This is a genomic window from Nocardioides pyridinolyticus (genome assembly GCF_054653575.1).
Genome location: NZ_BAAIFY010000001.1, coordinates 77180 through 103287, shown reverse-complemented (window position 1 = coordinate 103287; position 26108 = coordinate 77180). Strand labels below are relative to the sequence as shown.

The following is a 26108-nucleotide window of genomic DNA, read 5'->3' as shown; positions in this document are numbered from 1 at the left end:
GGAGCGACCGTGACAGTTATGCTGTCACAATGAAGCTCTCGATGCCCCTGATGTACGACGGCAACCCCCGTCAGGCCGCCGACCAGATCGTCGACCTCGAGAAGGCCGGGCTCGACCTGGTCTGGGTCGCCGAGGCGTACGGGTTCGACTCCCCCACGCTCATGGGCTACCTCGCCGCGAAGACCGAGACCATCGAGATCGGCGCGGGCATCCTCAACGTGTTCTCCCGGACGCCGGGCGCGCTGCTCCAGACCGCGGCCGGCCTCGACAACGTCTCCGGCGGCCGCGCGGTCATCGGCCTCGGCGCGTCCGGCCCGCAGGTGATCGAGGGCTTCCACGGCCTGCCCTACGAGAAGCCGCTGGGGCGCACCCGGGAGGTCATCGAGATCATCCGGATGGGGCTGCGGCGGGAGCCACTGGTCCACGACGGCATCATCACGCTGCCGCTCCCCGCGGACCAGGGTCTCGGACTCGGCAAGCCGCTCAAGATCCTCACCAAGGTCGAGCGGCCGGACGTCCCGCTGTGGGTCGCCGCCCTCGGTGACAAGAACGTCGCGATGACCGCCGAGGTCGCCGACGGCTGGCTGCCGCACCTCTTCTACCCCGAGAAGGCCAAGGCCGTCTGGGGCGACGCCCTGGCCAAGGGCGCCGCGAAGCGCTCGGCCGACCTCGGCCCGCTCGAGATCAGTGCCGGCGGCATGGTCGCGATCGGGGAGGGCCCCGAGACCAAGGCCCTGCTGGACTTCGCGCGCCCGATGTACGCGCTCTACGTCGGCGGCATGGGCGCTCGCGGGAAGAACTTCTACAACGACCTCGCCTGCCAGTACGGCTACGAGGCGGAGGCCAAGGAGATCCAGGACCTCTACCTCGCCGGCAAGAAGGACGAGGCCGCGGCCAAGGTCCCCACCGAGTGGCTCGAGGCCGGCAACCTGGTCGGCCCCGAGTCCTACGTCAAGGAGCGGCTGGCCGCCTTCAAGGAGGCCGGCGTCACCACCCTGTCCGTCGTGCCCGCGTCCGACGACCCGGCCGCGACCATCTCCCAGATCAAGGAGTGGGTGTCCTGATGGCCCTCCAGCGCCCGAGCATCTACGAGCAGGAGCACGAGGACTTCCGCCAGAGCGTGCGGACCTTCATGGAGAAGGAGGTCGTCCCGCACCACGAGCAGTGGGAGCAGGACGGGCAGGTCAGCCGCGACGTGTGGCTCAAGGCCGGCGAGGCGGGGCTGCTGTGCTTCGACGTCGACGAGGAGTACGGCGGCGCCGGGGTCAAGGACTTCCGCTACAACACGATCGTCGCCGAGGAGATGGCCCGGGTCGGCGCGAGCGGCCCTGGCTTCCCGGTGCACACCGACATCATCGTCCCCTACATCTCCCAGCTCGCGACGCCGGAGCAGAAGCAGCGCTGGCTCCCCGGCCTGGCGAGCGGTGAGCTGATCTCGTCGATCGCGATGACGGAGCCGGGTGCCGGCTCGGACCTCCAGGGCGTTCGCACGCACGCGGTCGACAAGGGCGATCACTACGTGCTGAACGGCTCCAAGACCTTCATCAGCAACGGGATCCTGTCCGACCTGGTGATCGTGGTCTGCCGGACCGACCCCGACGCCGGCCACAAGGGCATCTCGCTGCTCGTGGTCGAGCGGGGCATGAAGGGCTTCGAGCGCGGCCGCAACCTCGACAAGGTCGGCATGAAGGCCCAGGACACCGCGGAGCTGTTCTTCGACAACGTCGAGGTGCCCAAGGACAACCTGCTGGGCGAGGAGGGCTCCGGCTTCATCTCGCTGATGATGAACCTGCCGCAGGAGCGGATCTCGATCGCCGCGATGGCGGTGGCCGCGATCGAGCACATCCTCGATCTGTCGCTCGCCTACGCCAAGGAGCGGCAGGCCTTCGGCAGGCCGATCGGCTCGTTCCAGCACAACCGCTTCGTGCTGGCCGAGATGGCGACGCACGCCCACGTGGCCCGGGTCTTCGTCAACGACTGCATCCTCAAGCTCAACGCCGGCGAGGTCGACGCCACCCTCGCCGCGATGGCGAAGTGGTGGACCACCGAGCTCCAGAAGCAGGTCACGGACGCGGGCGTGCAGCTCCACGGCGGCTACGGCTACATGATGGAGTACCCGATCGCGAAGGCGTTCGTGGACGGCCGGATCCAGACCATCTACGGCGGCACGACCGAGATCCAGAAGGAGATCATCGGCCGCAGCCTCGGGATCTAGCAACGGGCGTGACCGCATCCAGGCGCTGGTCGAGGGGCGCACCCTCGTCGACGCGCTCGCCGACACCGCTCGTGCGCACGCCGACCAGCCGGCGTACTCCGACCGCCACCACGTCCCCGAGGGCGAGTCCTGGCGCACGTCGACGTGGGCGGAGACCCGCGAGCGCGCCGACGATCGTGGTCCTCGAGACCGCGGACCACCGGGCGCGCTGGGCGAAGGCGCTCGAGGAGGTCGACAGCATCCGCAAGGTCGTGATGATCGACGAGGACTGGGAGGCGCTGGTGGCCGCCGGGGCGGCGTACCGCGAGGCGAACCCGGGCGCCGTCGAGGAGCGGGCCGCGTCCCTCGCGCCGGACGCCCCGGCGACGATCCTCTACACCTCGGGCATGACCGGGAGCCCCAAGGGCGTCGTGCTGACGCACCGCAACGTGCTCTACGAGGCCGTCTCCACCCAGGAGAAGGCCGGGCTGATGGACCCCCAGCGCTCGGTGAGCTACCTGCCGCTCGCGCACATCGCCGAGCGGGTGCTCGGCCTCTACGGCCCCCAGATCACCGGCAGCCACATGTACGCGATCGGCGACCCGGCCGAGCTGCTCGGCGCGCTCGGAGAGGTGCACCCGACGGCGTTCTTCGGCGTCCCGCGGGTGTGGGAGAAGATCAAGACCGGCATCTCCGCGAAGCTCGCGGCCGACCCCGACCCGGCCAACCGGAAGATGGTCGAGGACTCGATGGCCGCCTCCCTGGCCTGGGTGCAGGCGCAGGAGGTCGGCGGCACGATGACGCCGGAGATCGAGGAGGCCTACCGGAAGGCCGACGAGCAGATCCTCGGGTTCCTCAAGCTGCTGCTCGGCCTGGACCAGGTGACCTGGGCCGGCTCCGCGGCCGCGCCGATGCCGCTCGACGTCGCCCAGTTCATGGCCGGGCTCGGCCTCAAGGTCTACGACGTCTACGGCATGACCGAGACCTGCGGCGCCGTCATCGCCAACGGCCCGACGAGGACGGGTTCTTCGCGATCGTCGACCGCAAGAAGGAGCTGATCATCACCTCGGCCGGCAAGAACATCGCGCCGTCGAACATCGAGAACCACCTCAAGGAGTCGCCGATCATCGGCCACGCCATGGCGATCGGCGACAGCCGGCCGTACGTCGTCGCGGTGCTCACGCTCGACGGCGAGATCGCGCCGCTGGTGGCCCAGCAGATGGGCATCGAGGGGACCGACCTGGCCGAGCTCGCCCAGCACCCGCAGATCCTGGCGATGGCCCAGGCGGCGGTCGAGTCAGCGAACGAGCGGCTCTCGCGCCCCGAGCAGATCAAGGCCTTCGAGCTGCTGCCGGTGGAGTGGACCGCGGAGTCCGAGGAGCTGACCCCGACGCTGAAGCTCAAGCGCCGGGTCGTGAACTCCAAGTACGCCGACGTGGTGGACCGCCTCTACGGCTGAGCCCGAGCAAGCGAGCGTGCCGGCTCGACGCTGCGGTCAGGTTCTGACCTGTTGTGGTGGTTGCGTGTCGATCGCGGTCTTCCCCGTTCGACCTACGAGTGTCCGATGACTTCCACCCTCGGAAGCGGTCGGACTAGGGGAGAACCCCGATGCCCGCTGCCCCCGCTCACTGAGAGAGTCCCCTCATGCACATCCAGATCGCCGGCAGGCTCACCGGCCGGATCAGCAAATGGATCGTCCTGGTCGTCGTGCTCGCGCTCACTGCGCTGATGTCGATCCTCGGATCCAAGCTCGCGGACGTGAAGAACAACGAGCAGTCCTCGTGGGTGCCGTCCTCCGCGGAGTCGACCCGGGTCGCCGACGAGCTCTCCGGCGAGGTCGACCCCAACGAGATCCCGACGCTGGTGGCCTACCACCGCTCGGGCGGCCTCACCGACGACGACCTCGCCGCGATCGACGCGCAGGGCGAGGAGATCAGCCGGATCGATGGAGTCACCGAAGCCGGCGTGCTGACGCCCAACGGCGCGGCCGCGCTCCAGGCTCAGGGCCAGAACGTCCCGACGCTGCTGTCCGAGGACGGCGAGGTGGCCTACCTCTACTTCACGTTCAACCTGGGCAAGGACGGCTGGAACAAGATCGAGCAGCCCGTCGACCGGATCAAGGACATCACGGCGATGGACGGCGTCGACGTCTACGTCGGCGGGTTCGGCGGCCAGGCCTACGACTTCATCAGCTCCTTCGACGGCTCGCACGTCACGCTGCTGCTGATGACGTTCGCCGTGGTCATCCTGATCCTGCTCATCACCTACCGCAGCCCCGTCCTCTGGATGCTCCCGATCGCGTGCGCGGGTGTCGCCAGCACGATGGCGGGCGGGGTGGTCTACCTCTTGGCGAAGTACGTCGGGCTGGTCGTCAACGACCAGAGTCAGTACATCCTGAGCATCCTCGTGATCGGCGCCGGCACCGACTACGCCCTGCTGCTGGTGGCTCGCTACCGCGAGGAGCTCCGCCGCCATGAGGACCGCCACGAGGCGATGGCGTTCGCGCTGCACCGCGCAGCGCCGGCGATCATCGCGAGCGCCGCGACCGTCGTCGTCGGCCTGATGTGCCTGGCCTTCGCCGATCTCAACTCGACGGCCAGCCTCGGCCCGGTCCTGGCCGTCGGCGTCGGCGTGACCCTGCTCGTGATGGTCACGCTGCTGCCCGCCCTGCTGGTGATCTTCGGCCGGTGGATCTTCTGGCCGGCCCGACCGGTGTTCGGCTCGCCGGAGCCGACCCAGACGGGCTTCTGGGCGCGCATCGGCGATCGGATCGGCGTGCGGCCGCGCGCGGTCTGGGTCGGCACCGCCGTGATCCTGGCGATCGCCTGCCTGGGCATGTTCAAGCTGGACGCGAACGGCCTGTCCACCGAGGACAGCTTCACGGAGACCCTCGACTCGGTCACGGCCCAGAAGCTGCTCGCCGAGCACGACCTCGCCGACACGTCCAACACCATCCAGGTGGTGACCGACGACGGCCACCTCGCCGACGTCCAGGAGGCGGTCGCCGACATCGAGGGGCTCGGCCAGCCCACCGACCCCGTGCCGATCAGCGACGGTCGCAGCTACTTCCAGGTTCCGATCAAGTACGACCTCGCGTCCGAGCCGGCCTTCGACGTCGTCGGGACGGCGCGGTCCAGCGTCCACGCCATCGACGGAGCGGACGCCCTCGTCGGAGGTGGGGCGGCGTTCTACCTCGACACCAAGACGGCGTCGCAGCGCGACAACCTGGTGGTCATCCCCCTCGTCCTCCTGGTCGTCCTGGCCATCCTGGTGGTACTCCTCCGGGCGCTGACCGCACCGCTGATCCTGATCGCCACCGTGATCCTGTCCTTCGGTGCCGCGCTCGGGTTGTCGTCGTTGATCTTCACCTACGTCTTCGACTTCGCCGGAGCGGATGCGGGCTTCCCCTTGTTCGCGTTCGTGTTCCTGGTCGCGCTCGGGGTGGACTACAACATCTTCCTGATGACCCGCGTCCGGGAGGAGACGGCCCAGCACGGGACCCGCAAGGGCTCCCTGATCGCCCTCTCGTCGACGGGCGGGGTGATCACCTCAGCCGGGTTGGTCCTGGCGGCGACGTTCCTCGTGCTGGCGACGCTGCCGTTCGTGTTCCTGGTGGAGCTCGGCGTGGCCGTGGCGCTCGGTGTCCTGCTCGACACGCTGATCGTCCGCTCGGTCCTGGTCACCGCGATCAACCTCGACCTCGGCGGCAGGATCTGGTGGCCGAGCGCGCTCGACCGCCATCCTCCGGTCCAGCCGTCGGAGCCCAGCGCGGAGGAGAAGCAGGTCCCGGTTAGCCTCTAGGGGTGGAGCAGCCCACCCCTCAGCAGGTACGTCGGGCGCTGGCCCGTGCCGAGCGGGGCGCCGCCCTCGACGTGGTCGAGGCGGCGGCCCTGCTCGCTGCGTCCGGGGACGATCTGGACCGGTTGTGTGCGGCCGCGGCGCGGGTCCGCGACGCGGGTCTGGTGGCCGCCGGGCGTCCCGGGGTGGTGACCTACTCCCCGAAGGTGTTCATCCCGGTCACTCGGTTGTGTCGCGACCGGTGCCACTACTGCACGTTCGTGGAGACACCGGGTCAGGCGGCGCGGGAGGGGCGGGCGCCGTACCTGTCCCCCGACGAGATCCTCCAGATCGCAGCACAGGGGGCGGAGCTGGGCTGCCTGGAGGCGCTGTTCACGCTCGGGGACCGGCCCGAGGACCGGTGGCCGCAGGCGCGGGCGTGGCTGGACGAGCAGGGGTATGACTCCACGCTGGCCTATGTCCGGGCGATGGCGGTGCGGGTGCTGGAGGAGACCGGGCTGCTGCCCCACCTGAACCCCGGAGTGATGTCGTGGGAGGAGATGAACCGGCTCAAGCCGGTCGCCCCCTCGATGGGGATGATGCTGGAGACCACCTCGCGGCGGCTGTTCGAGACCCGGGGCGAGGCGCACTTCGGGTCCCCGGACAAGGACCCGCAGGTCCGGCTGCGGGTGCTCGAGGACGCCGGCCGCCTGTCGATCCCGTTCACCACCGGCCTCCTGGTCGGCATCGGCGAGGACCTGGTCGAGCGGGCGGAGACGATCTTCGCGCTGCGCGCCACGATCAAGGCCTACGGCGCCGTGCAGGAGGTCATCGTCCAGAACTTCCGCGCCAAGCCCGACACCGCGATGCGGCACGCCGGTGACCTGGGCCTGGCGGAGTACCGCGCCGCGATCGCGGTCACCCGGATCGTGCTGGGCCCCAAGGCCCGGATCCAGGCGCCCCCGAACCTGGTCGACCTCGAGGAGTGCCGGCTCCTGCTGGGTGCCGGGGTGGACGACTGGGGCGGCGTCTCGCCGCTCACCCCGGACCACGTGAACCCCGAGCGCCCCTGGCCCTCGCTGGACCGGCTGCGCGACATCACCGCCCGGTGCGGCTTCGAGCTGAAGCCCCGGCTGACCGTGCACCCCGAGTACGTCCGCGCCGGCGAGCCCTGGCTCGACCCCCGCGTGTCCGCGCACGTCGCCGCGCTCGCCATCCATGACGGTCCGGACGCCGGGCTCGCCCGTGATGGGGTCAAGCCGGCCGGCCTGCCGTGGCAGGAGCCCGACGGCGGCTTCGCGAGCGTGGGCCGTACCGATCTGTTCGCGGCCGTCGACACCGAGGGCCGTACCGAGGACCGGCGCTCGGACTTCGCCAACGTGTACGGCGACTGGGACTCGGTGAAGGACGCCGCGTCCAGCACCCAGCTGATCGAGGGCGCCCCGGCCGTCCTGCACGCCGAGGGCCGCGAGGCCATGGCCGCCGCCGAGCGGGATCCGGGGAACCTGTCGGACGAGCACGCGTACACGCTGATGACCGCCGAGGGCCCGCTGCTCGAGCAGGTCTGCCGGCTGGCCGACGACCTGCGCCGCGAGACCGTCGGCGACGAGGTCACCTACGTGGTCAACCGCAACATCAACTTCACCAACGTCTGCTACGTCGGCTGCCGGTTCTGCGCGTTCGCCCAGCGCCGCACCGACGCCGACGCCTACTCCCTCTCCCTCGACGAGGTCGCCGACCGCGCCGCCGAGGCGTGGGAGCTGGGGGCCACCGAGGTCTGCATGCAGGGCGGCATCGACCCCGAGCTCCCCGCGACCGCCTACTTCGACCTCGTCACCGCGGTCAAGCAGCGGGTGCCGGCCATGCACGTGCACGCCTTCTCCCCCATGGAGGTCGTCAACGGCACCGCCCGCACCGGCCTGTCGATCGAGGACTTCCTCATCAAGGCCCGCGAGGCCGGCCTCGGGTCGCTGCCGGGCACCGCGGCGGAGATCCTCGACGACGAGGTCCGCTGGGTCCTGACCAAGGGCAAGCTCCCCGCGCGGACCTGGATCGAGGTCGTCTCCACCGCGCACCGCGTCGGCATCCCCACCACCTCCACCATGATGTACGGCCACGTCGACAACCCGCGCCACTGGGTCGGCCACCTCCGCGTCCTCGCCCGCATCCAGGACGCCGCCACCGAAGCCGGGACCGGGGGGTTCACCGAGTTCGTGCCGCTGCCGTTCGTGCACACCTCCGCCCCGATCTACCTCGCCGGCGTCGCCCGCCCCGGCCCCACCCTGCGCGACAACCTCGCCGTCCACGCCCTGGCCCGCATCCTGCTCCACGGCCGGATCCCCAACATCCAGACCTCCTGGGTCAAGCTCGGCGTCGACGGCACCCGCGCCATGCTCCAAGCCGGCGCCAACGACGTCGGCGGCACCCTCATGGAGGAGACCATCTCCCGCATGGCCGGCTCCGAGCACGGCTCCGCCAAGACCGTTGCCGAGCTCGTCGACATCGGCGCCGGCATCGGCCGCCCCGTCATCGAACGCACCACCACCTACGCCCGCCGCTGACCCGACAGGACTACCCCGCCCGATGATCGGGCACCGTCCCCTCGTCAACCGAGAGGGAGGTACCCCCGCATGGCATTCCTGCTGTGGATCATCGCCGTCATCCTCGTGATCGCCGGCATCGTCCAGCTCTTCAAGGGCGCGTGGCTCTGGGGCATCGTGCTGATCATCGTCGGCTTCGCAGTCGGCCCCGGCGGCTACAGCCTGTTCACGAGATAGCTGACCGACACAGCTGAGCGCCGGCTGGCTAGCCGGCCAGCTGCTGCGCCGCGACCCGCAGGTCGGCGACGAGCTCCTCGTACGCCGCCCTGCGGTCGTCGGCGCGCAGCACCGCCGACGGGTGCGTGGTGGGCAGCACCCACGCCGGCGTACGACCCACCGCGAAGTCCCCCGGCCAGTCCCGCACGCGACCGCGTGCCTCGCCCACCCGGAACGCCGGTCCGTAGACCGCCTTCCCCGCGGTCCCGCCCAGCAGCACGACGCCGGCCGGGCGCACGAGCTCCAGCTCCGCGGCCAGCCACGGTGCGCACGCCGCGACGTGCGCGCGGGTCGGTGACTGGTGGATGCGCTGCCTGCCGCGCGTGCCGGACCAGCGGAATTGCTTGACAACGTTGGTGCGGAAGACGTCCTCGGGCACGATCCCGGCGTCGGTGAGGGCCTCGTCGAGCACCTTGCCGGCCGGGCCGACGAACGGCTCCCCCTCCCGGTCCTCGTGGTCGCCCGGCTGCTCGCCGAGCACCATGACCGCGGCGTCGCGCCGGCCCTCTCCCATCACGGCCTGGGTCGCGTCGCGGTAGAGCTCACAGCCCCGGCACTCCTGGGCGGCCTCGCGCAGCGCGCGGAGGCTCAGCCGGTCGGGCACCCAGTGCTGGGCCCCCGGACGGTCCTCGGACATGCCCCGGCGGTACCCGGGTTACTGAGGGGGAACGCACCGACGTCGCAAGGAGGAGACCGATGGCCGACAGCATCGTCGACGACGAGCTCTGGGACGAGTTCCACCGCGTGGTCAACATGACCTCGCGCGAGCTGCGCGACTGGCTCATGGTCCAGGGCGCCGGCGAGGACGCCGAGGAGGTCCCCGAGCAGGCAGGCAGCCACCTCGGCCACCGGGTCCTCGACATCCTCGGCAAGCGCCGCTCCGACCTCACGCCGGACGACGTCGACGTGATGGGCCAGGTCGTCGAGCGGGTGCTGTCCGAGCGCCGCGAGGACCTCGAGCCGACGGCGGGCGAGGCCGCGTGGCGGCGTCGCCTCATGAACGTCGGACACGACCCGCTCAAGCCCGCCTGACCGTCCCGTCCGACAGGAGACCCCATGACCGACGTCCCGCTCCGTGCCCTCGTCCTCGTCTGCTCGCTCAAGCCCTCGCCCGCGCCCTCCAGCTCCGAGCTGCTCGGCCGGCAGGTCCTGGACGCGCTCGAGGAGGAGGGCGCGACCGGTGAGCTCGTGCGAGTCGTCGACCACGACGTGAAGTTCGGCGTCAGCACCGACGAGGGGGACGGCGACGCCTGGCCCGGGATCCGCGCCAAGCTGCTCGGCAGCGACCTCCTCGTGATCGCGACGCCGATCTGGCTCGGCCAACCGTCGTCCGTGTGCAAGATGGTGCTCGAGCGGCTCGACGCCGAGCTCGGCGAGACCGACGACGAGGGACGGATGCTCACCGAGGGGAAGGTCGGGCTCGTCGCCGTCGTCGGCAACGAGGACGGCGCCCACCATGTGAGCGCCGAGGTGCTCCAGGCGCTCAACGACACCGGTTTCAGCATCGCGGCGAACGCCGTGACGTACTGGGTCGGCGAGGCGATGCAGGGCACCGACTACAACGACCTGGACGAGACGCCGGAGAAGACCGCGTCCACGACGGCCACGGCGGCGAAGAACGCCGCGCACCTGGCCCGGCTGCTCAAGGACGGGCCGTACCCGCCGACGTCCTGAGGGACACTCGGGCGGCGGGTCCGACTCTGCGTGAGTGCCGGCGCCCGCCGCCGCACAGTCAGTACCCCCCGGGGGAATCGCTATCTCACCCCAAGCGGTGAACTTTGGCGAGAATGCCAGGGCTAGCCCGGCGCGGGCTTGCTCGGCGCGCCCTCGTCCTCCACGCCCGTGTCATAGGTGAAGAACGAGATCCGGCCGTCGGCCTCGAGGACGGCGTACTCGATCTGGGTGGAGTTCCGGATGCCCTGCTGCCGCGCCGCGACGAGCAGGTCGGCCATCGCGAGCCGCTCCCGTCTCATGCTGTCCACGTCGGGCGAGCCATCGGAGAACACGAGCACCGGTCGGCCGGTCAGCGCCGGCCGCAGCCGCGGGAAGCGCCACTGGCTCCACGACAGCAGGACCGTCAGGAGGGCGAAGGTGCCGACCGCGAGCATCGCGGCGGTGACCGAGTAGTCCTGCTGGGTGACGGCCTGCTGCACCAGGTCGCCCATGGTCACGTAGAGCAGCAGCTCGAACGTGCTGAGCTCGCCGAGCGACGACCGACCGACCGCACGGGTGACCAGCCACAGGAACACGAAGATGACCAGGGCGCGGATCACGATCTCCACGGCGTCCTCCTCACGGCAATCTCACGGCAGTGTCAGGGCAGCCTCACGGCAGCACGGCGGTGCTGAAGTCGACCGACGCGACGCGTGTGCCGCCGTCGAGCACGGCGATGGTCCCGTCGGCGCCCTGCTGGGCGGCGGGCTGGATGTAGGCGTCGTACCCGACGACGAACGTGTCGCCGGGCGGCGCGGTGAACGTCAGCACGAGCGTGTCGGCATCGCGGGTCGCGTCGCTGGGCTCCGGGGTGAACCCCTGGGTCTCGAAGATGTCGAAGTAGTCGCCGGTGACCGCGAGCACGACCTCCTTGCCGAAGCCGCCCTCGTGGTGCACGGTCACCTCCCACGGGACGTCGAGGCCCGAGCGGGCGATCTCGGCGTGCCGGACGTGCAGCTCCCAGCCGTCGGCGTCGTCGCTCGCGGTCGTCGTCCGGACGCCGAGGAACCCGGCCACCCCGGTGAGCACGAAGACCAGGAGCAGCACGAGGAAGCCACGCTTCGTCCAGGCGGCGGCGTGGCCCTGGGCTCGGGACTCCAACCCGTCGAGTGTCTGCATGGCGGATCGCCCATGGGGTACCCACCGGCATGCCTTCTGAGTCCTCGGACGTCACGAACGAGAAGCAGTACGTAGGTCGCACGGGCGGCAAGGCGGCCGCGAAGAAGGGCTGACGATGCCCACCGATCTCGGGCTGCACCTCTGGCGATCCGGCTACCGCGCGCTGCCCGAGGAGCGGAGGGCGCACGCGGGCGCCGACGTCTTCGAGTCCTCGCTGCTCGGCAACCGCGCCGTGGTCGTCCGCGGCCGGGAGGGCGCCCGGCTGTTCTACGACGAGTCGGCGGTCGAGCGTGCCACCGCCGTACCCCCGCCGCTCCGGAACCTGCTCTTCGGCTCCGGCGCCGTGCACGGGCTGGACGGCGCCGAGCACCGGCAGCGCAAGCAGCTGTTCTTCGAGATCCTCGATCCGGAGCGTGTCGACGCCCTCGCCGCCACGATCGGGCGCGACCTCGAGCGGCGGCTCGAGGGCTGGGCCGGGCGCGAGGTGACCGTGTTCGACGAGCTCGTCGAGGTGTACGGCGCCGCCGTGCTCGCCTGGGCGGGCGTGGAGCTCCCCGCCACCCGCGCCACACGCGTCAGCCACCGACTGGCGGCGATCGTCGACGGCTTCGGCGGTGCCGCGGCGGCGTACCCCCGGGCCTGGGCGGCCCGGCTGCGGATGAACGGCTGGGCCCGGCGGTTGGTCGAGGAGACGCGCTCCGGCGCGCACGTCCCGCCTGCGGGCTCCGCCCTCCGCGTCCTCGCCGACAGCGACCTCGCCGCCGCCGTCGCCGGCGTCGAGCTGCTCAACGTGCTGCGGCCGACCGTGGCCGTGGCGTGGCCGGGCACCTTCCTGGCCCGCGAGCTCGCCGCCCATCCCCAGTGGCGGCCGCTCCTCCACGACGACCCGGCCGGCGAGCGCCGGCGCGCGTTCGGGCACGAGACCAGGCGCACCTGCCCGTTCGTGCCCGCGCTCGCCGGTCGGGTGACCTCGCCCGCCGAGATCGGCGGGACGCGGGTCGAGCCGGGCGACCTGCTCGTGCTCGACGTGCCCGGCACGGACCGCGACCCGGCCTGGTGGTCCGAGCCCGAGTCCTTCCTGCCGGAGCGCTTCCTGCCCGACGCGATGCCCGACGCGTTCGCGTTCGTGCCGCAGGGCGGTGGCGACCCGCACACCGGGCACCGCTGCCCGGGCGAGCCGCTCACCGTGCGGATCCTCGCCGAGACCGCGCGGGTGCTGGCCGACACCGCCTACGACACGGTCGGCGAGACCGCGCACGATCCCGAGCGGATCCCGACGCTGCCGCACCGCGGGCTGGTGGTCCGCGGATGATCGTCGTGGTCACGGGCGCGTCCAGCGGCATCGGGCGGGCGACCGCGATCGAGGCGTCGCGGCGCGGCGCCTCGGTGGTGCTCGCCTCCCGCGACAAGGCCGCGCTCGAGTCCGTCGCCGAGGAGTGCGAGGCCGAGACCCTCGTGGTGCCGACCGACGTGGGCTCCGACGACGAGGTCGCCGCCCTGGTCGACACGACGCTCGAGCGCTTCGGCCGGCTCGACCTGGTGATCTCGAACGCCGGCGTCGTCTCCTACGGCCGCACCGAGGACGTGCCGGTCGAGGTGTTCGACGGCGTCCTGCGCACCAACCTCCTCGGCGCGGCCAACGTCGCCCGGCATGTCGTGCCGGTGCTGCGGCGCCAGGAGGCTGGGACACTCCTGTTCGTGGGTTCGATCCTGGGTCACGTCACGGTCCCGACCATGACGCCGTACGTCGTGAGCAAGTGGGGCGTGCGCGCCCTCGCGCAGCAGCTGCGGCTGGAGAACCGCGACGTGCCCGACCTGAACATCGGCTACGTGGCGCCCGGCGGCGTCGACACCCCCATCTACCCGAACGCCGCTAACTACCTCGGGTGGCAGGGGCGACCGCCCCCGCCGTACAGCTCCGCAGAGCGGGCGGCCCGGCAGATCCTGGCCCGGGTCCGGCTGCCGTTCCTGCCGGCCCAGCTGAGCGTGGCGAACGACGTGATCCGCTTCGGCTTCACGTTCCTTCCGAAGGTCTACGACCGCCTGGTCGGTCCGCTGGCCCAGCGGCTGACCGTCGACCACGACCGGCCCGTCCCGCCGACCTCGGGGAACGTGCTGCGATGACGACGTACGACGCCGTGGTGGTCGGGGCCGGCCCCAACGGGTTGGTCGCGGCCAACCACCTGATGGACGCCGGCTGGTCGGTGCTGGTGCTCGAGGCGCAGCCGCAGATCGGCGGTGCGGTGGCGAGCGACCGCGAGCTGCACCCCGACTTCGTCCAGGACACGTTCAGCGCGTTCTACCCCCTGGCCGCCGCGTCGGCGACGATCCAGGGCTTCGAGCTCGAGCGGCACGGCCTGGAGTGGGTGCACGCGCCCGCGGCCCTCGGGCACCTGATGCCCGACTCGGACCAGTGGGCCGTGCTGCACCGCGACCGCCAGGTCACCGCGTCGATCATGGACCAGCAGCATCCCGGTGACGGCGAGGCGTGGCTGGACCTGTGCGCGGACTGGGACCGCATCGGGCCGTCGATCGTCGGCGCGCTGCTGTCCCCGTTCCCGCCCGTCCGGCACGGACTGGCGGCGGCCGCCCGGCTCCGGTCGGTCGGCGGGTTCGGCTTCGTGCGCGAGATGCTCACGCCGATCGCCGAGCTCGCCCGCCACCGGTTCGGTGGCGCCGGGCCCCGCCTGCTGCTCTGCGGCAACGCCGGCCACGCCGACATCCCGCTCGACGCCCCGGGCTCCGCGCTCATGGGCGTGCTGTTGACGATGCTCGGGCAGACGGTCGGCTTCCCGGTCCCCCGGGGCGGTGCCGGCGAGCTCGCCCAGGCCCTCGGCCGCCGGCTCCGCGCCGGCGGGGCCGAGGTGCTCACCGGCCAGGAGGTCGTCGCCATCGAGGTGTCCGGCAGGCGCGCCCGCGCGGTCCGCACCGCCACCGGCGAGCGGTACGCCGCCCGGCACGCCGTCGTCGCCGACGTCTCGGCCCCGGCCCTGTACGGACGGCTGGTCCCGGCCGACGCACTCCCCCGCCGCGTGCACACCGCGATGCGCGACTTCGAGATGGACCCGGGCACCGTCAAGGTCGACTGGGCGCTGAGCGGCCCCGTCCCGTGGCGGGTCGAGCAGCCCTACGCCGCCGGCACGGTGCACGTGGCGGACTCGGTCGACGAGATGTCCGAGGCCCTGCACCAGGTGGGGTCCCGCACGATCCCCGCGCGGCCCTTCCTCCTCACCGGCCAGATGACGACGACCGACCCGACCCGCTCACCGGCGGGCACCGAGTCGATGTGGGCCTACACGCACGTGCCGCAGGGCGGCGCGTGGGACGCGTCCGCGACCGAGCGGTTCGCCGACCGGATGCAGGCCCGGCTGGAGGAGCTCGCGCCGGGGTTCGGCGACCGCGTCCTCGCCCGCCGGGTCCTCGGGCCCCGGGAGCTGGAGAGCCGCAACGCCAACCTCATCGGTGGCGGCGTCAACGGCGGCACCGCTCAGCTGCACCAGCAGCTGGTGTTCCGCCCGGTCCCCGGGCTCGGCCGGGCCGAGACGCCGGTCCGCGGGCTCTTCCTGGGCTCGGCCGCCGCACACCCCGGGGGCGGCGTGCACGGCGCATGCGGCATGAACGCCGCACGCGCCGCGATCGCTAGTCGTCGTCGAGACCCTGCTCGATGGCGTAGCGGGTGAGCTCGACCCGGTTGTGCATCTGGAGCTTGCGCAGCGTGTTCTGCACGTGGTTCTGCACGGTGCGGTGCGACAGCACGAGCCGCTCGGCGATCTGCCGGTAGGACAACCCCTTCGCGACCAGCTTCAGCACCTCGGTCTCGCGCTCGGTCAGCGGCGTCTGCTCGGGGTCGCGCTGGAACTCCCCCAGCACCAGCCCCGCCAGCCCCGGGGTGAACACCGGCTCGCCCGCCGCCACCCGGCGCACCGCGTCCACCAGCTCCTCGCGCGACGCGGACTTCACCAGGTAGCCGGTCGCGCCCGCCTTCACCGCCGCGAGCACGTCGGCCTGCTCCCCCGACGCGGAGAGGATCAGCACCCGCGTCTCCGGGGACCGCTGCGCGATCGCCGCGGTCACCGCGACCCCGTCCGGCTCGGGGATCTGGAGGTCCAGCAGCACCACGTCCGGCCGCGCCGCCGGGAACCGCGCGACCGCCTCGCGTCCGTTGGCCGCCACCGCCACGACGTCCAGCCCGGCGTCGGCCAGGTCCCGCTCGACCGCGTCGCGCCACATCGGGTGGTCGTCGACCACCATCACCTTGATGCTCACGCTGGTGCCTCCTTCGGTACGACGATCTCCCACTCGGTCCCGAAGGACCCCGTCGCCAGCTCGGCGGTGCCGCCGATCTCGGCGATCCTTCCCCGGATCGACGCGCTGACGCCGAGCCGGCCCTGACCCGCGGCCTCCTCCAGCCGGCCCGCCGGGATGCCGGGCCCGTCGTCGCGCACGGAGACCTCGACCCGGTCGGGGAAGGCCTGGAGCAGCACCCACGCCGGGGCGTTGTCGCCGACGTGCGCGCGGACGTTGTCGAGGCACGCGCCGACCGCGGCCACCAGCTCGTGCGCCGTACCCGCCGGCAGCTCGACCGGGGCGCCCGGCGTCGAGACGGTGACGCCCGGACGCCGCTCGAGCGCGGTCAGCTCGGCGACCAGGTCGACGGTGCCCTCCGTCGTCGGGGCGAGGTCGTCCTGCGCGCGGATCAGCGCCCGCAGCCGGCGCTCCTGCTCGCCCGCCAGCGGCCCGAGGTCACCGCCCCGGCGCTGCACCAGCGCCAGCACCTGGAGCACGCCGTCGTGGACCGCGCGGGCCAGCCGGGCGCGCTCGGCCGCGACCGCGGCGGAGCGCTCGGCCTGGTCGCGCTCGGTCGCCATCTCCTGGAGGGAGCCGCACATGAAGCCGATGATCGGGCCGCCGATCACCAGCAGGAAGGCGTTGCCGTAGTCGGACTGGGCGAGGTCCTGGCGCACCAGCAGGTCGGCCGTCGCGAGCAGGGCGCCGGCGACGAGGCCGCCGGCCAGCCGCCAGTGGATCGCCCACGCGACCAGCGCGCCCATCACCCAGAAGCCGGGCACGCTGGCGTTGAAGCCCTCGCCCTTGACCACCGGGCTGGCCAGGAGCAGCCCGAGCGCGATCGCGAGGTCGGCGACCAGCAGCGGCGGCGTACGACGGCGCGGCTCGGCGTACGCCCAGGTGGCGACGCCGGTCCACAGCACCATCACCGCCAGGCAGGCGAGCCCGACGGCCGGTCGCTGGAAGTTGTCGAACCGGTAGGCGCTGAGCGCGAGGGCGTTGGCGAGCACCACCACCCGCAGCACCGCGAGCGCATGGAACAGCCGGCTCTCGACCGCGATGGCGGCGGGCGACGTCGAGGCGCTCACACGCGGCAGTGTCGCAAACGAAGTGAGTATCCGTGCGCATGCGACCCCGGGCGCCGCGCGGCCAGGGTGGAGCCATGGACAACAACACGCCCGCCCCGAAGAACACGACCGCCTTCTACGCCCAGGCCGCCATCGCCTTCGGCCTCGCCCTCTTCGCGATGCTCGTGGCCGTCTACTACCTGCCGGCCGACCCGTGGCCCAAGGCCTTCCTGGCCCTCTCCACGATCTTCCTCACCACCTCGGCGTTCACGCTCGCCAAGTGCGTCCGCGACGCCCAGGAGAACCAGCACGTCGTCGCCCGGCTCGACCAGGCCCGCGTCGACAAGATCCTGTCCGACCACGACCCGTGGAAGCAGGTCAGCTGACTCAGTCGACGTCGGCGCCCACCACGCGGCGCTCGGCGATGTACGCGAGCCGCCGCAGCGTCTCGACGTTCCGCCAGCTCAGCGGCAGGTCGCGGGCCGGCTTGGGGATCAGCCTGGCCGGCCCGCTGACGGCGTCCTCCTCGATGGTCACCTCGGTCTCGGTGCCGACGGCGGACAGCCGGATGATGACGTCGGCCTCGCCGGTCGGCCAGGCTCGCGCCCGGAGCTTGAGCAGCACGCCCGGGGTCGCGTCGACGACCTCGGTGGAGTCGTTGATCAGCAGCGGCCAGGTGCCCACCGAGTGGTACAGCTGCGCCCCGACCGCCGGCCAGTGGTCGTCGACCTCGCGCATCCGCGAGGCACCGACCACCCAGAGCGGGTAGAGCCAGCCGTCGGCGAGCACGTCCCAGACCTGCTCGGGCGTGGCGTGGATCAATCGGGTGTTCGTCGACATGCGCGGCCAGTACCCAGCCGGGAATGGAAGAACCGCCGGGGTCTCGGGTCCCCGGCGGTTCGAGAAGGACTCTACCGGCTCCTCGGGTCCCGCATGACCGTTTCGGGGCAAGAAACCCGCAAGATCACTCCCACTCGATGGTGCCCGGCGGCTTGGAGGTGATGTCGACCGTGACGCGGTTCACCTCGCGGACCTCGTTGGTGATCCGCGTCGAGATCCGCTCGAGCACGTCGTAGGGCAGCCGGGCCCAGTCCGCGGTCATCGCGTCCTCGGAGGTGACCGGCCGCAGCACGACCGGGTGGCCGTAGGTGCGGTGGTCGCCCTGGACGCCCACGCTGCGGACGTCGGCCAGCAGCACCACCGGGAACTGCCAGATGTCGCGGTCGAGCCCGGCGCGGGTCAGCTCCTCGCGCGCGATCGCGTCGGCCTCGCGCAGGATGTCGAGCCGCTCCCGCGTGACCTCGCCGATGATGCGGATGCCCAGGCCCGGACCCGGGAAGGGGTGCCGCCAGACGATCTCCGTCGGCAGCCCGAGCTGCTCGCCGACGAGCCGGACCTCGTCCTTGAACAGCGTGCGCAGCGGCTCGACCAGCTCGAACTCGAGGTCGTCGGGCAGGCCGCCGACGTTGTGGTGCGACTTGATGTTGGAGGTGCCCGCTCCCCCGCCCGACTCGACGACGTCGGGGTAGAGCGTGCCCTGCACGAGGAAGGCGACCTTGTCGCCTCCCTCCTTCACGGCGTCCCCGAGGATCTGGGCCTCGGCCGCCTCGAAGACCCGGATGAACTCGCGGCCGATGATCTTCCGCTTCTGCTCCGGGTCGGTCACCCCGGCGAGTGCGTCGAGGAACTGCTTCTCCGCGTCGACGACCTTGAGGTCCACGCCGGTGGCGGCCACGAAGTCGCGCTCGACCTGCTCGGTCTCGCCCTGGCGCATGAGGCCGTGGTCGACGTAGACGCAGGTCAGGCGGTCGCCGATCGCGCGCTGCACGATCGCGGCGGCCACCGCGGAGTCGACCCCGCCGGACAGGCCGCAGATCGCCCGGCCGCGGTCGCCGATCTGCTCGCGGATCGCCTCGATCTGCTCCTCGACGATGTTGACCATGGTCCAGGTCTGGCGGCAGTGCGCGATCTGGACGAGGAAGTGCTCGAGCACCTTCTGGCCGTGCTCGGTGTGCAGCACCTCGGGGTGCCACTGCACGCCGGCGAGGCCGCGGTCGACGTTCTCGAACGCCGCCACCGGGGTCTTCTCCGTCGACGCGAGCACGTCGAAGCCGTCGGGCGCCGCGGTCACCGAGTCGCCGTGGGACATCCACACCGTGTGCTGCTGCGGCACCTCGGAGAGCAGCGTGCCGTTCTCGACGATGTCGACCGAGGTGCGGCCGTACTCCCGGAAGCCGGTGTGCGCGACCTCGCCGCCCAGCCCCCGCGCCATCAGCTGGAAGCCGTAGCACATGCCGAACACCGGCGTACCGCTCGTGAAGACGGCGGGGTCGATGGTCGGGGCGCCCTCCTCGTAGACCGAGGACGGACCGCCGGACAGGATGATCGCCTTCGGGTTGCGGGCCTGCATCTCCGCGATCGGCATCGTGTGGGGCACGATCTCGGAGTAGACGCGCGCCTCGCGCACGCGGCGGGCGATCAGCTGGGCGTACTGGGCCCCGAAGTCGACCACCAGGACCAGATCGTGCTCCGCAGCCGGGTTCATGTGCTGAGCCTATCGAGCCCCCCACCGGCATCCGGAAACGCATCAGGGCCCGGCCGGGGAGGGAGGGATGGCCGGGCCCTGATCGTCCACGCGTCTGCTGGACAGAGCCTGGACATGGGACCCGGCGGGGGGAGGGAGCGTTATGACCGGGTCCGCTCGTCTCAACGACGCGTCCTGACCCCGGTTACGGCCTGCGACGGCCGGTTCAGATCTTTTTTCGACGGTCTCCGACGGCACTCGGCGGCCGGTCAGGACACGGGTCAGGACACGCCGACGATCGGCAGCCGCAGGGCGCCCGGCGCGTCGTCGGGGACGGCCGGGGCCGCGGGGGTCACCGGCGCGACCCGGCGGTACGCCGCACCCAGCTGGGGCCGCGGGTCCGACTCCCCCTTGTTCGGCCAGAACGACATGGCGCGCTCCGCCTGGGCGGTGATCGTCAGTGACGGGTTCACGCCCAGGTTGGCCGAGATCGCCGAGCCGTCGGCCACGTGCAGGCCGGGGTAGCCGTAGACGCGCTGGTAGGCGTCCACGACACCGGTGTCGGGCGAGTCGCCGATCGCGCAGCCGCCGAGGAAGTGCGCGGTCAGCGGCTTGTTGAAGGCGTCACCCACGGCGCCGCCGGCCAGGCCGCCCATGATCTGGGCCATCTTCCGGATCGCCTCGTTGCCAGCGGGGATCCAGGTCGGGTTCGGAACGCCGTGGCCCTGCTTGGAGGTCAGGTACCGGCGCTTCGTGCCCGGGACGCGCTTGGTGTAGGTCGTGATGGAGTTGTCGAGGCTCTGCATCACCAGCGCGATCACCGTGCGCTCGGACCAGTGCTTCATGTCGTAGAGGTTCTTGACCTCGCGGCGCTGTCGCCACATCTCCCGCAGCCAGGTGCGCCAGCGCGGCTCGTCGCCGTCGCCGTCGGTGAGCACCGACTGGAGCAGCGACATCAGGTTGCTGCCCCGCCCGTAGCGCACCGGCTCGATGTGGGTGCTCTCGTCGGGGTGGAAGCTCGACGTGATCGCGATGCCCTGGCTGTAGTCGACCGAGGTGTCGGGCGCGATCACGCCGCCGATCGACTCCGAGTTGGTCCGCGACAGGTAGCCCAGGCGCGACGACAGCCGCGGCAGGTGCCCCTCGTCGCGCATCCGGTGCAGCAGCCGCTGCGTGCCGAGCGCGGACGCCGCGAACACGACCTGCTCGGCGGTCAGCACCCGCCGCGCGGACCGGCGGTTGACCTTGGCCTTCGTGTAGCGGACGTGCACGTCGTACCCGCCGCCGTCGCGCGGCCGCACCCGGGTGACCGTGGTCAGCGGCAGGACCCGCGCGCCGTTCTGCTCGGCGAGGTAGAGGTAGTTCTTGACCAGCGTGTTCTTGGCGTTGTGGCGGCAGCCGGTCATGCAGGAGCCGCATGCGGTGCAGGTACGCCGGGTGGGGCCGGCGCCGCCGAAGAACGGGTCGTCGACCTCCTGGCCCATGCCCGCGCCCGGGCCGCCGAAGAAGACGCCGACCGGCGTCGGGTGGAAGGTGTCGCCCACGCCCATCTCGGCGGCGACCTTCTCCATCACGTCGTCCGACGGGGTGCGCAGCGGGTTCTCGACCACGCCCAGCATCCGCTTCGCCTGGTCGTAGTACGGCGCCAGCTCGTCGCGCCAGTCGGTGATGTGGCTCCACTGCGCGTCGGAGTAGAACGGCGCGAGCGGCTCGTAGAGCGTGTTCGCGTAGACGAGCGACCCGCCGCCGACGCCGGCGCCGGAGACGATCAGGCAGTCGCGCAGCGCGTCGATGCGCTGGATGCCGTAGCAGCCGATCTCGGGACGGAAGAGGTACTTGGTCGTCTCGAAGGACGTCTGCGGCAGGTCGTCGTCCTCGAACCGCGCGCCCGCCTCGAGGACCGCGACCCGGTAGCCCTTCTCGGTCAGCCGCAGCGCGGCGACCGAGCCGCCGAAGCCGGAGCCGACGACCAGGACGTCGTAGTCGAAGCTCATGCCCGGCCGAGCTTCTTCATCAGGCGCAGGTTCGCGGTCATGACCTTCGCGTAGGTCTCGTCGGACATGCCGAGCTGCGGGGCGAAGCGGATCAGCCGCTGCGTCGCGACCGACTGGGTCTCGGTGTAGCGCAGGACGCCCTCGCTGCCCTGGCGCCGGCCCATGCCGGATTCGCGCATGCCGCCCATCGGGGCGTCCAGGCTGGCGAACGTGGCGGCGAACGCCTCGTTGATGTTGACCGTGCCGCACTTGATGAGCTGCGCGATCGCGCGGGCGCGGGCGCCGTCCTGGGAGTAGATCGAGGCGTTGAGGCCGTACTGCCCGTCGTTCGCGCGGGCGATGGCGTCGGCCTCGTCGTGGAAGCGGTAGAGCGAGACGACCGGCCCGAAGGTCTCGTGCCCGAAGCACGTCATGTCGGGGCTGACGCCCTCGAGGACCGTCGGCTCGAAGAAGTACGGGCCGAGGTCGGGGCGCGGCCGGCCGCCGGTGAGCACGCGGGCGCCCTTGGCGACGGCGTCCTCGACGTGGGCCGTGACGGTGTCGAGCTGCGCTTGGGAGATCAGCGGGCCCATGTCGTTGCCCCAGTCCATGGTGGCGCCGAGCGTCATCGCCTCGACGCGGGCCACGAACCGCTCGACGAACCGGTCGTAGACCTGGTCGGCGACGAAGATGCGCTCCATCGAGACGCAGAGCTGGCCGGAGTTGGAGAACGACGCGCGCAGGGCACCCTCGGCGGCCTTCTCGAGGTCGGCGTCGCGCAGCACCAGCAGCGGGTTCTTGCCGCCGAGCTCGAGCGAGCAGCCGATCAGCCGCTCGGCGCAGCCCTGGGCGATCCTGCGGCCGGTCGCGGTGGAGCCGGTGAAGCAGACGCAGTCGGCGCGGGCGACGATCGCGCCGCCGATCTCCGGGCCCGGCCCGGCGACGACCTGCCAGAGGTCCTCGGGGAAGCCGGCCCGGACGAGCAGCTCCTTGGCCAGCAGCGCCGACAGCATGGTCTGAGCGTCCGGCTTCGCGACGACGGCGTTGCCGGCGAGCAGGGCCGGGAGGCCGTCGCAGAGCGCCATCGTGAAGGGGTAGTTCCAGGGCGAGATGATGCCGACGACGCCCTTGGGGATGCGGTTGACCTCCACCCGGGTGAGACCGGGCACGACGCCGATCTTGCGCTGGGGGTCGAGGTGCTGGTGCGCCGTACGCGCGTAGTAGCGGGCGGTGAGCGCGACGTGCAGCGGCTCGTCGAAGGCGTGCTTGCGCGCCTTGCCGGACTCGAGCTGGATCAGGTCGATGATCTCGTCCTGGCGGTCCAGGATCAGGTCGTGCAGGCGCAGCAAGGCGGCCGCGCGCCGGTCCAGCGGGGTGCGCGACCACGCCACCTGGGCCTTGCGGGCCCGGGCGAACGCCTCGGCGACGTCCTCCTCGCTGGACTGCGGGATGTGCGCGAGCGGCGCGTCGTCCAGCGGCGAGCGCACCTCCGCCGTCTGCCCGGTGGTCGCCACCAGCCGCCTGGTCAGCGCGGCGGTGTACTCGGGCTCGAGGGCGTACGACGCGCGCGGGTCGTGCTCCGGGTCGTGCGGGCCGTCCACGACCGGGCCACCGGCGGATGCGGGGTTCGGGGCGCTCATGTACCGAGCGTATGTGACCCGCGTCTCCGACACTACCCACGAGTAGTGCTCTGTGGTGTTTTACACATTGATACTGGATGTCAAGCGCGCGGTTTGGGCTGCCCGGGGCCTCGGGGCACGTTGTCCACAGCTCGTGATCTCGCTGGTTGCCGGCCTCCCCGGTGCGGAATGAGTCCTGCCATGTCCGAGGTCATGCTGACCCGCGAGCTCCTCGCAGGCGGGTACACCGACAAGGCGATCACCCGCATGGTCGCCTCGGGCGACCTGCACCGACTCCGCCACGGCGCCTACACGGCGGGACCCCACTGGGCCGGACTCGACGACGCCGCCCGACGGCTGTTGACCGCAGAGGCCACGTTGCGGTGCACGCGGACGCCGACCGTCCTGTCCGGCCCGACGGCGGCCGACGCGTTCGGCGTACCCGTCTGGGACCTCGGCGACGAGACTCACGTCCTGCGCCTGGACGGCAACGCCGACCGGCGACAGGCCGGCCGGGTTCCGCACTGCGGGTCGGCACTCGTCGAGGACGTCACGCGGAGGAGTGGCCTTCCGGTCACCAGCGGGACGAGGACCGCCCTCGACGTGGTCACCGTGACCGACGCCGAGCACGCCCTGGTCGTCGTCGACGGGTTGCTCCATGCGGGCGAGACGACCGTTCCGCTTCTCCGCAGGCGAAGCGCCGCGATGGCGAACCATCCGCACAGTCTCGGATTCCACATCGTCCTCGACCGAGCCGATGGTCGTCATGAATCCGCCGGGGAGACCAGGGCCGACTGGCTGATGTGGCGGCACCAGGTCCCGGAGCCCATCCCCCAGTACGAGATCTTCGACGGTCGCGGTCGCCTCCTGGCGCGCGTCGACTTCGCCTGGCCGGCGCTCGGCGCGTTCCTCGAGTTCGACGGCAAGGTGAAATACCTCCGGCACCGCCGACCCGGCGAGTCGGTGACGGACACCGTGCTCCGGGAGAAGCGGCGCGAGGAGCTCATCTGCGGCGTCACCGGCTGGCGGTGCATCCGCATCGTCTGGGCCGACCTCTATCGCCCGGAGCGGACCGTCGCCCGGATCCGCGCGACGCTCCTCGGCCGGACGTGGGCCGCCTGATCGTCGTACCTCTCGTGTGAAACCCGCCCGACACGCCGTGAGCCACCGGCGTGTCGGGCGGGTTTCACCGGGTACCCGGTGAAACCCGCCACCGCCCGCCGCTACACGATGTCCCGCACCGACACCCGCGCCTCGTCGGCCTCCTGGTCGGTGAGCTTGAGCTGCGACTGCCGCTCGGCCTCGACCCGGCGGAGGTAGTGGTCGACCTCGTCGGCGGTGCGGGCGGCGTCCCAGCCGAGGGCGTCGGCCATGAGCGCGGCGGCGTGAGGTGCGGCGGAGACGCCGCGGTCGAAGGTCTCGATGGAGATGCGGGTGCGGCGGGTGAGGACATCGTCGAGGTGGCGGGCGCCCTCGTGCGTGACGGCGTAGACGACCTCGGCGGCGAGGTAGTCCTCGGCGCCCTCGAGCGGGAGGCCCAGGGAGCGCTGCGACGCGATGAGTGCGAGGAGGTCGTCGACCAGGCCCCCGTACCGGCCGAGGAGATGGTCGATCCGCGCGACGTGCAGACCGGACCGCCGCGCCAGCAACACCCGCTGGTTCGAGCGCGTCTCCCAGTCAGAGGCGCCGAGCAGCGGCACCCGGTCGGTGATGGAGGGACGCACGGTGAGACCGAGCGTGGAGGTCAGCGAGTGAGCGGCGGCGTCGACGGCGTCGCGGCCCATGACGCGGTACGTCGTGAGCTTGCCGCCGGCGATCATCACGAGTCCGGGCACGGGCGTGACGACGGTGTGCTCGCGCGAGATCCGGGACGTGGGCTCGGACTCGCCGGAGAGCAGCGGCCGCAGGCCCGCGTAGACGCCCTCCACGTCGGAGTGGTCGAGCGGCTCGCGCAGGATCGCGTTGACGTGGGCGAGGACGTACTCGATGTCCGTGCGGGACGCGGCCGGGTGGGCCTTGTCGAGGTCCCACGGGGTGTCGGTGGTGCCGATGATCCAGTGCCGGCCCCACGGGATCACGAACAGCACGGACGTCTCGGTGCGCACGATGAACCCGGCCTCGGACCGGATCCGGTCGCGTGGCACGACCAGGTGGATGCCCTTGGACGCCTGCACGTGCAGCGACCCCCGGCCGCCGACCATCTCCTGGAGGTCGTCGGTCCAGACGCCGGCGGCGTTGACGACCACCCGGGCGCGGACCTCGACGTCACGGTTGTGCTCGAGGTCGCGGGCGCGTACGCCGACGACGCGCTCGCCCTCGCGGAGGAACCCGGTCACCTTGACCCGCGTCGCCACGTGCGCGCCGTGGGCGGCCGCGGTGCGGGCGATGGTCGTGACCAGGCGGGCGTCGTCGACCTGGCAGTCGTAGTACCGGATGGCCCCGGCGAGCGAGGCCGGGTTGAAGTCGGGGGCGATCCGCGCGACCGACCGCCGCGAGAGGTGGCGGTGCCGGGGCAGGCCGGAGCCGTAGCGGCCGGCCATCGCCAGGCCGTCGTACAGCGCGAGGCCCGCGCCGACGTAGGGCCGCTCCCAGGCGCGGTGGGTCAGCGGGTAGAGGAACGGCACCGGCCGGACCAGGTGGGGCGCCAGCCGGGTCAGCAGCAGCCCGCGCTCCTGGAGCGCCTCGCGCACCAGGGCGAAGTCGAGCATCTCCAGGTAGCGCAACCCGCCGTGCACGAGCTTGGACGAGCGCGACGACGTGCCGCTGGCCAGGTCGCGCTGCTCGAGCAGGCCGGTCGACAGGCCGCGGGTGACGGCGTCGAGCGCGGTGCCGGCGCCGACGATCCCGCCGCCGACCACCAGCACGTCGAGCTCGGTCTGGCCGCCCACGCCCTGCATCGTCGCGAGTGCGGCGTCCCGGGCGTCCGGGCTGAGGGCACTGGGGTGGCTCATGTCTCCAGTCTGGCAAACGCCGGTATCGCCGATGTGTCCTCGCCCGTCACCAGGAGCCGTACCCATGG

The 26108-nt window shown here is 71.9% G+C and carries 24 protein-coding genes; 14 read left to right on the top strand and 10 right to left on the bottom strand.

Features of this window, described 5'->3' with window-relative positions; all coding sequences use genetic code 11:
* Window positions 1-29: 29 nt before the first annotated feature.
* The 7 genes from ACYQ0U_RS00580 to ACYQ0U_RS00550 all read left to right on the top strand — a co-directional run bounded on the left by ACYQ0U_RS00580 (window position 30) and on the right by ACYQ0U_RS00550 (window position 8748).
* Window positions 30-1064, top strand: a complete 1035-nt coding sequence (locus tag ACYQ0U_RS00580; RefSeq protein ID WP_459968293.1) for an LLM class F420-dependent oxidoreductase — start codon at window positions 30-32, stop codon at window positions 1062-1064.
* Window positions 1064-2215, top strand: coding sequence for an acyl-CoA dehydrogenase family protein (locus ACYQ0U_RS00575; protein WP_459968291.1), 1152 nt, complete (start codon window positions 1064-1066; stop codon window positions 2213-2215). Before ACYQ0U_RS00580 ends, ACYQ0U_RS00575 begins: the two co-directional genes overlap by 1 nt.
* Before the next feature lie 176 nt (window positions 2216-2391).
* A complete protein-coding gene (locus ACYQ0U_RS00570) occupies window positions 2392-3252 on the top strand; it encodes an AMP-binding protein (protein WP_459968289.1) in 861 nt (286 codons plus the stop codon).
* The gene (locus ACYQ0U_RS00565; RefSeq protein ID WP_459968841.1) at window positions 3180-3653 is read left to right on the top strand and encodes a hypothetical protein; all 474 of its coding nucleotides are present in this window, start codon (window positions 3180-3182) and stop codon (window positions 3651-3653) included. Before ACYQ0U_RS00570 ends, ACYQ0U_RS00565 begins: the two co-directional genes overlap by 73 nt.
* A gap of 185 nt (window positions 3654-3838) precedes the next feature.
* The gene (locus ACYQ0U_RS00560) at window positions 3839-5995 is read left to right on the top strand and encodes an MMPL family transporter (RefSeq protein WP_459968287.1); all 2157 of its coding nucleotides are present in this window, start codon (window positions 3839-3841) and stop codon (window positions 5993-5995) included.
* Window positions 5996-5997: 2 nt separating this feature from the next.
* Window positions 5998-8532, top strand: a complete 2535-nt coding sequence (locus tag ACYQ0U_RS00555; protein WP_459968285.1) for a bifunctional FO biosynthesis protein CofGH — start codon at window positions 5998-6000, stop codon at window positions 8530-8532.
* Window positions 8533-8601: 69 nt separating this feature from the next.
* A complete protein-coding gene (locus ACYQ0U_RS00550; protein WP_459968283.1) occupies window positions 8602-8748 on the top strand; it encodes a GPGG-motif small membrane protein in 147 nt (48 codons plus the stop codon).
* 28 nt (window positions 8749-8776) lie between these two features.
* On the opposite strand, the gene ACYQ0U_RS00545 is transcribed toward ACYQ0U_RS00550, so the two are convergent.
* Window positions 8777-9424 carry a UdgX family uracil-DNA binding protein gene (locus ACYQ0U_RS00545; RefSeq protein ID WP_459968281.1) on the bottom strand — a complete coding sequence of 216 codons (648 nt, stop codon included), beginning with the start codon at window positions 9422-9424 and terminating at the stop codon, window positions 8777-8779.
* 59 nt (window positions 9425-9483) lie between these two features.
* Here ACYQ0U_RS00545 and ACYQ0U_RS00540 point away from each other — a divergent pair, with 59 nt between their 5' ends.
* Window positions 9484-9819, top strand: coding sequence for a DUF3140 domain-containing protein (locus ACYQ0U_RS00540; RefSeq protein ID WP_459968279.1), 336 nt, complete (start codon window positions 9484-9486; stop codon window positions 9817-9819).
* Window positions 9820-9843: 24 nt separating this feature from the next.
* A complete protein-coding gene (locus ACYQ0U_RS00535) occupies window positions 9844-10461 on the top strand; it encodes a flavodoxin family protein (protein ID WP_459968277.1) in 618 nt (205 codons plus the stop codon).
* A gap of 122 nt (window positions 10462-10583) precedes the next feature.
* Here the strand turns inward: ACYQ0U_RS00535 and ACYQ0U_RS00530 are convergent, their stop codons facing one another.
* Complete coding sequence (locus ACYQ0U_RS00530; RefSeq protein ID WP_459968275.1) at window positions 10584-11069, bottom strand: DUF421 domain-containing protein; 486 nt, start codon at window positions 11067-11069, stop codon at window positions 10584-10586.
* 43 nt (window positions 11070-11112) lie between these two features.
* Complete coding sequence (locus ACYQ0U_RS00525; protein ID WP_459968273.1) at window positions 11113-11619, bottom strand: hypothetical protein; 507 nt, start codon at window positions 11617-11619, stop codon at window positions 11113-11115.
* Between the two features lie 115 nt (window positions 11620-11734).
* Here ACYQ0U_RS00525 and ACYQ0U_RS00520 point away from each other — a divergent pair, with 115 nt between their 5' ends.
* The 3 genes from ACYQ0U_RS00520 to ACYQ0U_RS00510 are packed head-to-tail and all read left to right on the top strand — an operon-like array spanning window position 11735 to window position 15299.
* Window positions 11735-12931 (top strand): cytochrome P450, encoded by a 1197-nt coding sequence (locus tag ACYQ0U_RS00520; protein ID WP_459968271.1) that lies wholly within the window; start codon window positions 11735-11737, stop codon window positions 12929-12931.
* Window positions 12928-13743 (top strand): SDR family NAD(P)-dependent oxidoreductase, encoded by an 816-nt coding sequence (locus tag ACYQ0U_RS00515; protein WP_459968269.1) that lies wholly within the window; start codon window positions 12928-12930, stop codon window positions 13741-13743. The genes ACYQ0U_RS00520 and ACYQ0U_RS00515 overlap by 4 nt, the downstream gene beginning before the upstream one ends.
* Window positions 13740-15299, top strand: a complete 1560-nt coding sequence (locus ACYQ0U_RS00510; protein WP_459968267.1) for a phytoene desaturase family protein — start codon at window positions 13740-13742, stop codon at window positions 15297-15299. Before ACYQ0U_RS00515 ends, ACYQ0U_RS00510 begins: the two co-directional genes overlap by 4 nt.
* Here the strand turns inward: ACYQ0U_RS00510 and ACYQ0U_RS00505 are convergent.
* Together ACYQ0U_RS00505 and macS are read right to left on the bottom strand one after the other, a co-directional pair.
* The gene (locus tag ACYQ0U_RS00505) at window positions 15259-15870 is read right to left on the bottom strand and encodes a response regulator (RefSeq protein ID WP_459968839.1); all 612 of its coding nucleotides are present in this window, start codon (window positions 15868-15870) and stop codon (window positions 15259-15261) included. The two genes, ACYQ0U_RS00510 and ACYQ0U_RS00505, sit on opposite strands and share 41 nt — an antisense overlap.
* A gap of 11 nt (window positions 15871-15881) precedes the next feature.
* Window positions 15882-16994, bottom strand: a complete 1113-nt coding sequence (gene macS, locus ACYQ0U_RS00500; RefSeq protein WP_459968265.1) for a MacS family sensor histidine kinase — start codon at window positions 16992-16994, stop codon at window positions 15882-15884.
* 74 nt (window positions 16995-17068) lie between these two features.
* Here macS and ACYQ0U_RS00495 point away from each other — a divergent pair, with 74 nt between their 5' ends.
* Window positions 17069-17359, top strand: a complete 291-nt coding sequence (locus ACYQ0U_RS00495; RefSeq protein ID WP_459968263.1) for a YiaA/YiaB family inner membrane protein — start codon at window positions 17069-17071, stop codon at window positions 17357-17359.
* Window position 17360: 1 nt separating this feature from the next.
* Here the strand turns inward: ACYQ0U_RS00495 and ACYQ0U_RS00490 are convergent, their stop codons facing one another.
* From ACYQ0U_RS00490 to ACYQ0U_RS00475, 4 genes are all read right to left on the bottom strand, one after another.
* The gene (locus tag ACYQ0U_RS00490; RefSeq protein WP_459968261.1) at window positions 17361-17813 is read right to left on the bottom strand and encodes an SRPBCC family protein; all 453 of its coding nucleotides are present in this window, start codon (window positions 17811-17813) and stop codon (window positions 17361-17363) included.
* A 124-nt stretch (window positions 17814-17937) separates the two neighbouring features.
* A complete protein-coding gene (gene guaA, locus ACYQ0U_RS00485; RefSeq protein WP_459968259.1) occupies window positions 17938-19518 on the bottom strand; it encodes a glutamine-hydrolyzing GMP synthase in 1581 nt (526 codons plus the stop codon).
* A 260-nt stretch (window positions 19519-19778) separates the two neighbouring features.
* Window positions 19779-21491, bottom strand: coding sequence for a GMC oxidoreductase (locus tag ACYQ0U_RS00480; RefSeq protein WP_459968257.1), 1713 nt, complete (start codon window positions 21489-21491; stop codon window positions 19779-19781).
* Complete coding sequence (locus ACYQ0U_RS00475) at window positions 21488-23110, bottom strand: succinic semialdehyde dehydrogenase (RefSeq protein WP_459968255.1); 1623 nt, start codon at window positions 23108-23110, stop codon at window positions 21488-21490. The genes ACYQ0U_RS00480 and ACYQ0U_RS00475 overlap by 4 nt, the downstream gene beginning before the upstream one ends.
* A 180-nt stretch (window positions 23111-23290) precedes the next feature.
* On the opposite strand from ACYQ0U_RS00475, the gene ACYQ0U_RS00470 reads away from it, so the two are divergent.
* Window positions 23291-24211: a type IV toxin-antitoxin system AbiEi family antitoxin domain-containing protein gene (locus tag ACYQ0U_RS00470; protein WP_459968252.1), complete on the top strand. Its 921-nt coding sequence runs from the start codon at window positions 23291-23293 to the stop codon at window positions 24209-24211.
* 101 nt (window positions 24212-24312) lie between these two features.
* On the opposite strand, the gene ACYQ0U_RS00465 is transcribed toward ACYQ0U_RS00470, so the two are convergent.
* Window positions 24313-26040: a glycerol-3-phosphate dehydrogenase/oxidase gene (locus tag ACYQ0U_RS00465; RefSeq protein WP_459968250.1), complete on the bottom strand. Its 1728-nt coding sequence runs from the start codon at window positions 26038-26040 to the stop codon at window positions 24313-24315.
* Window positions 26041-26108: the final 68 nt, after the last annotated feature.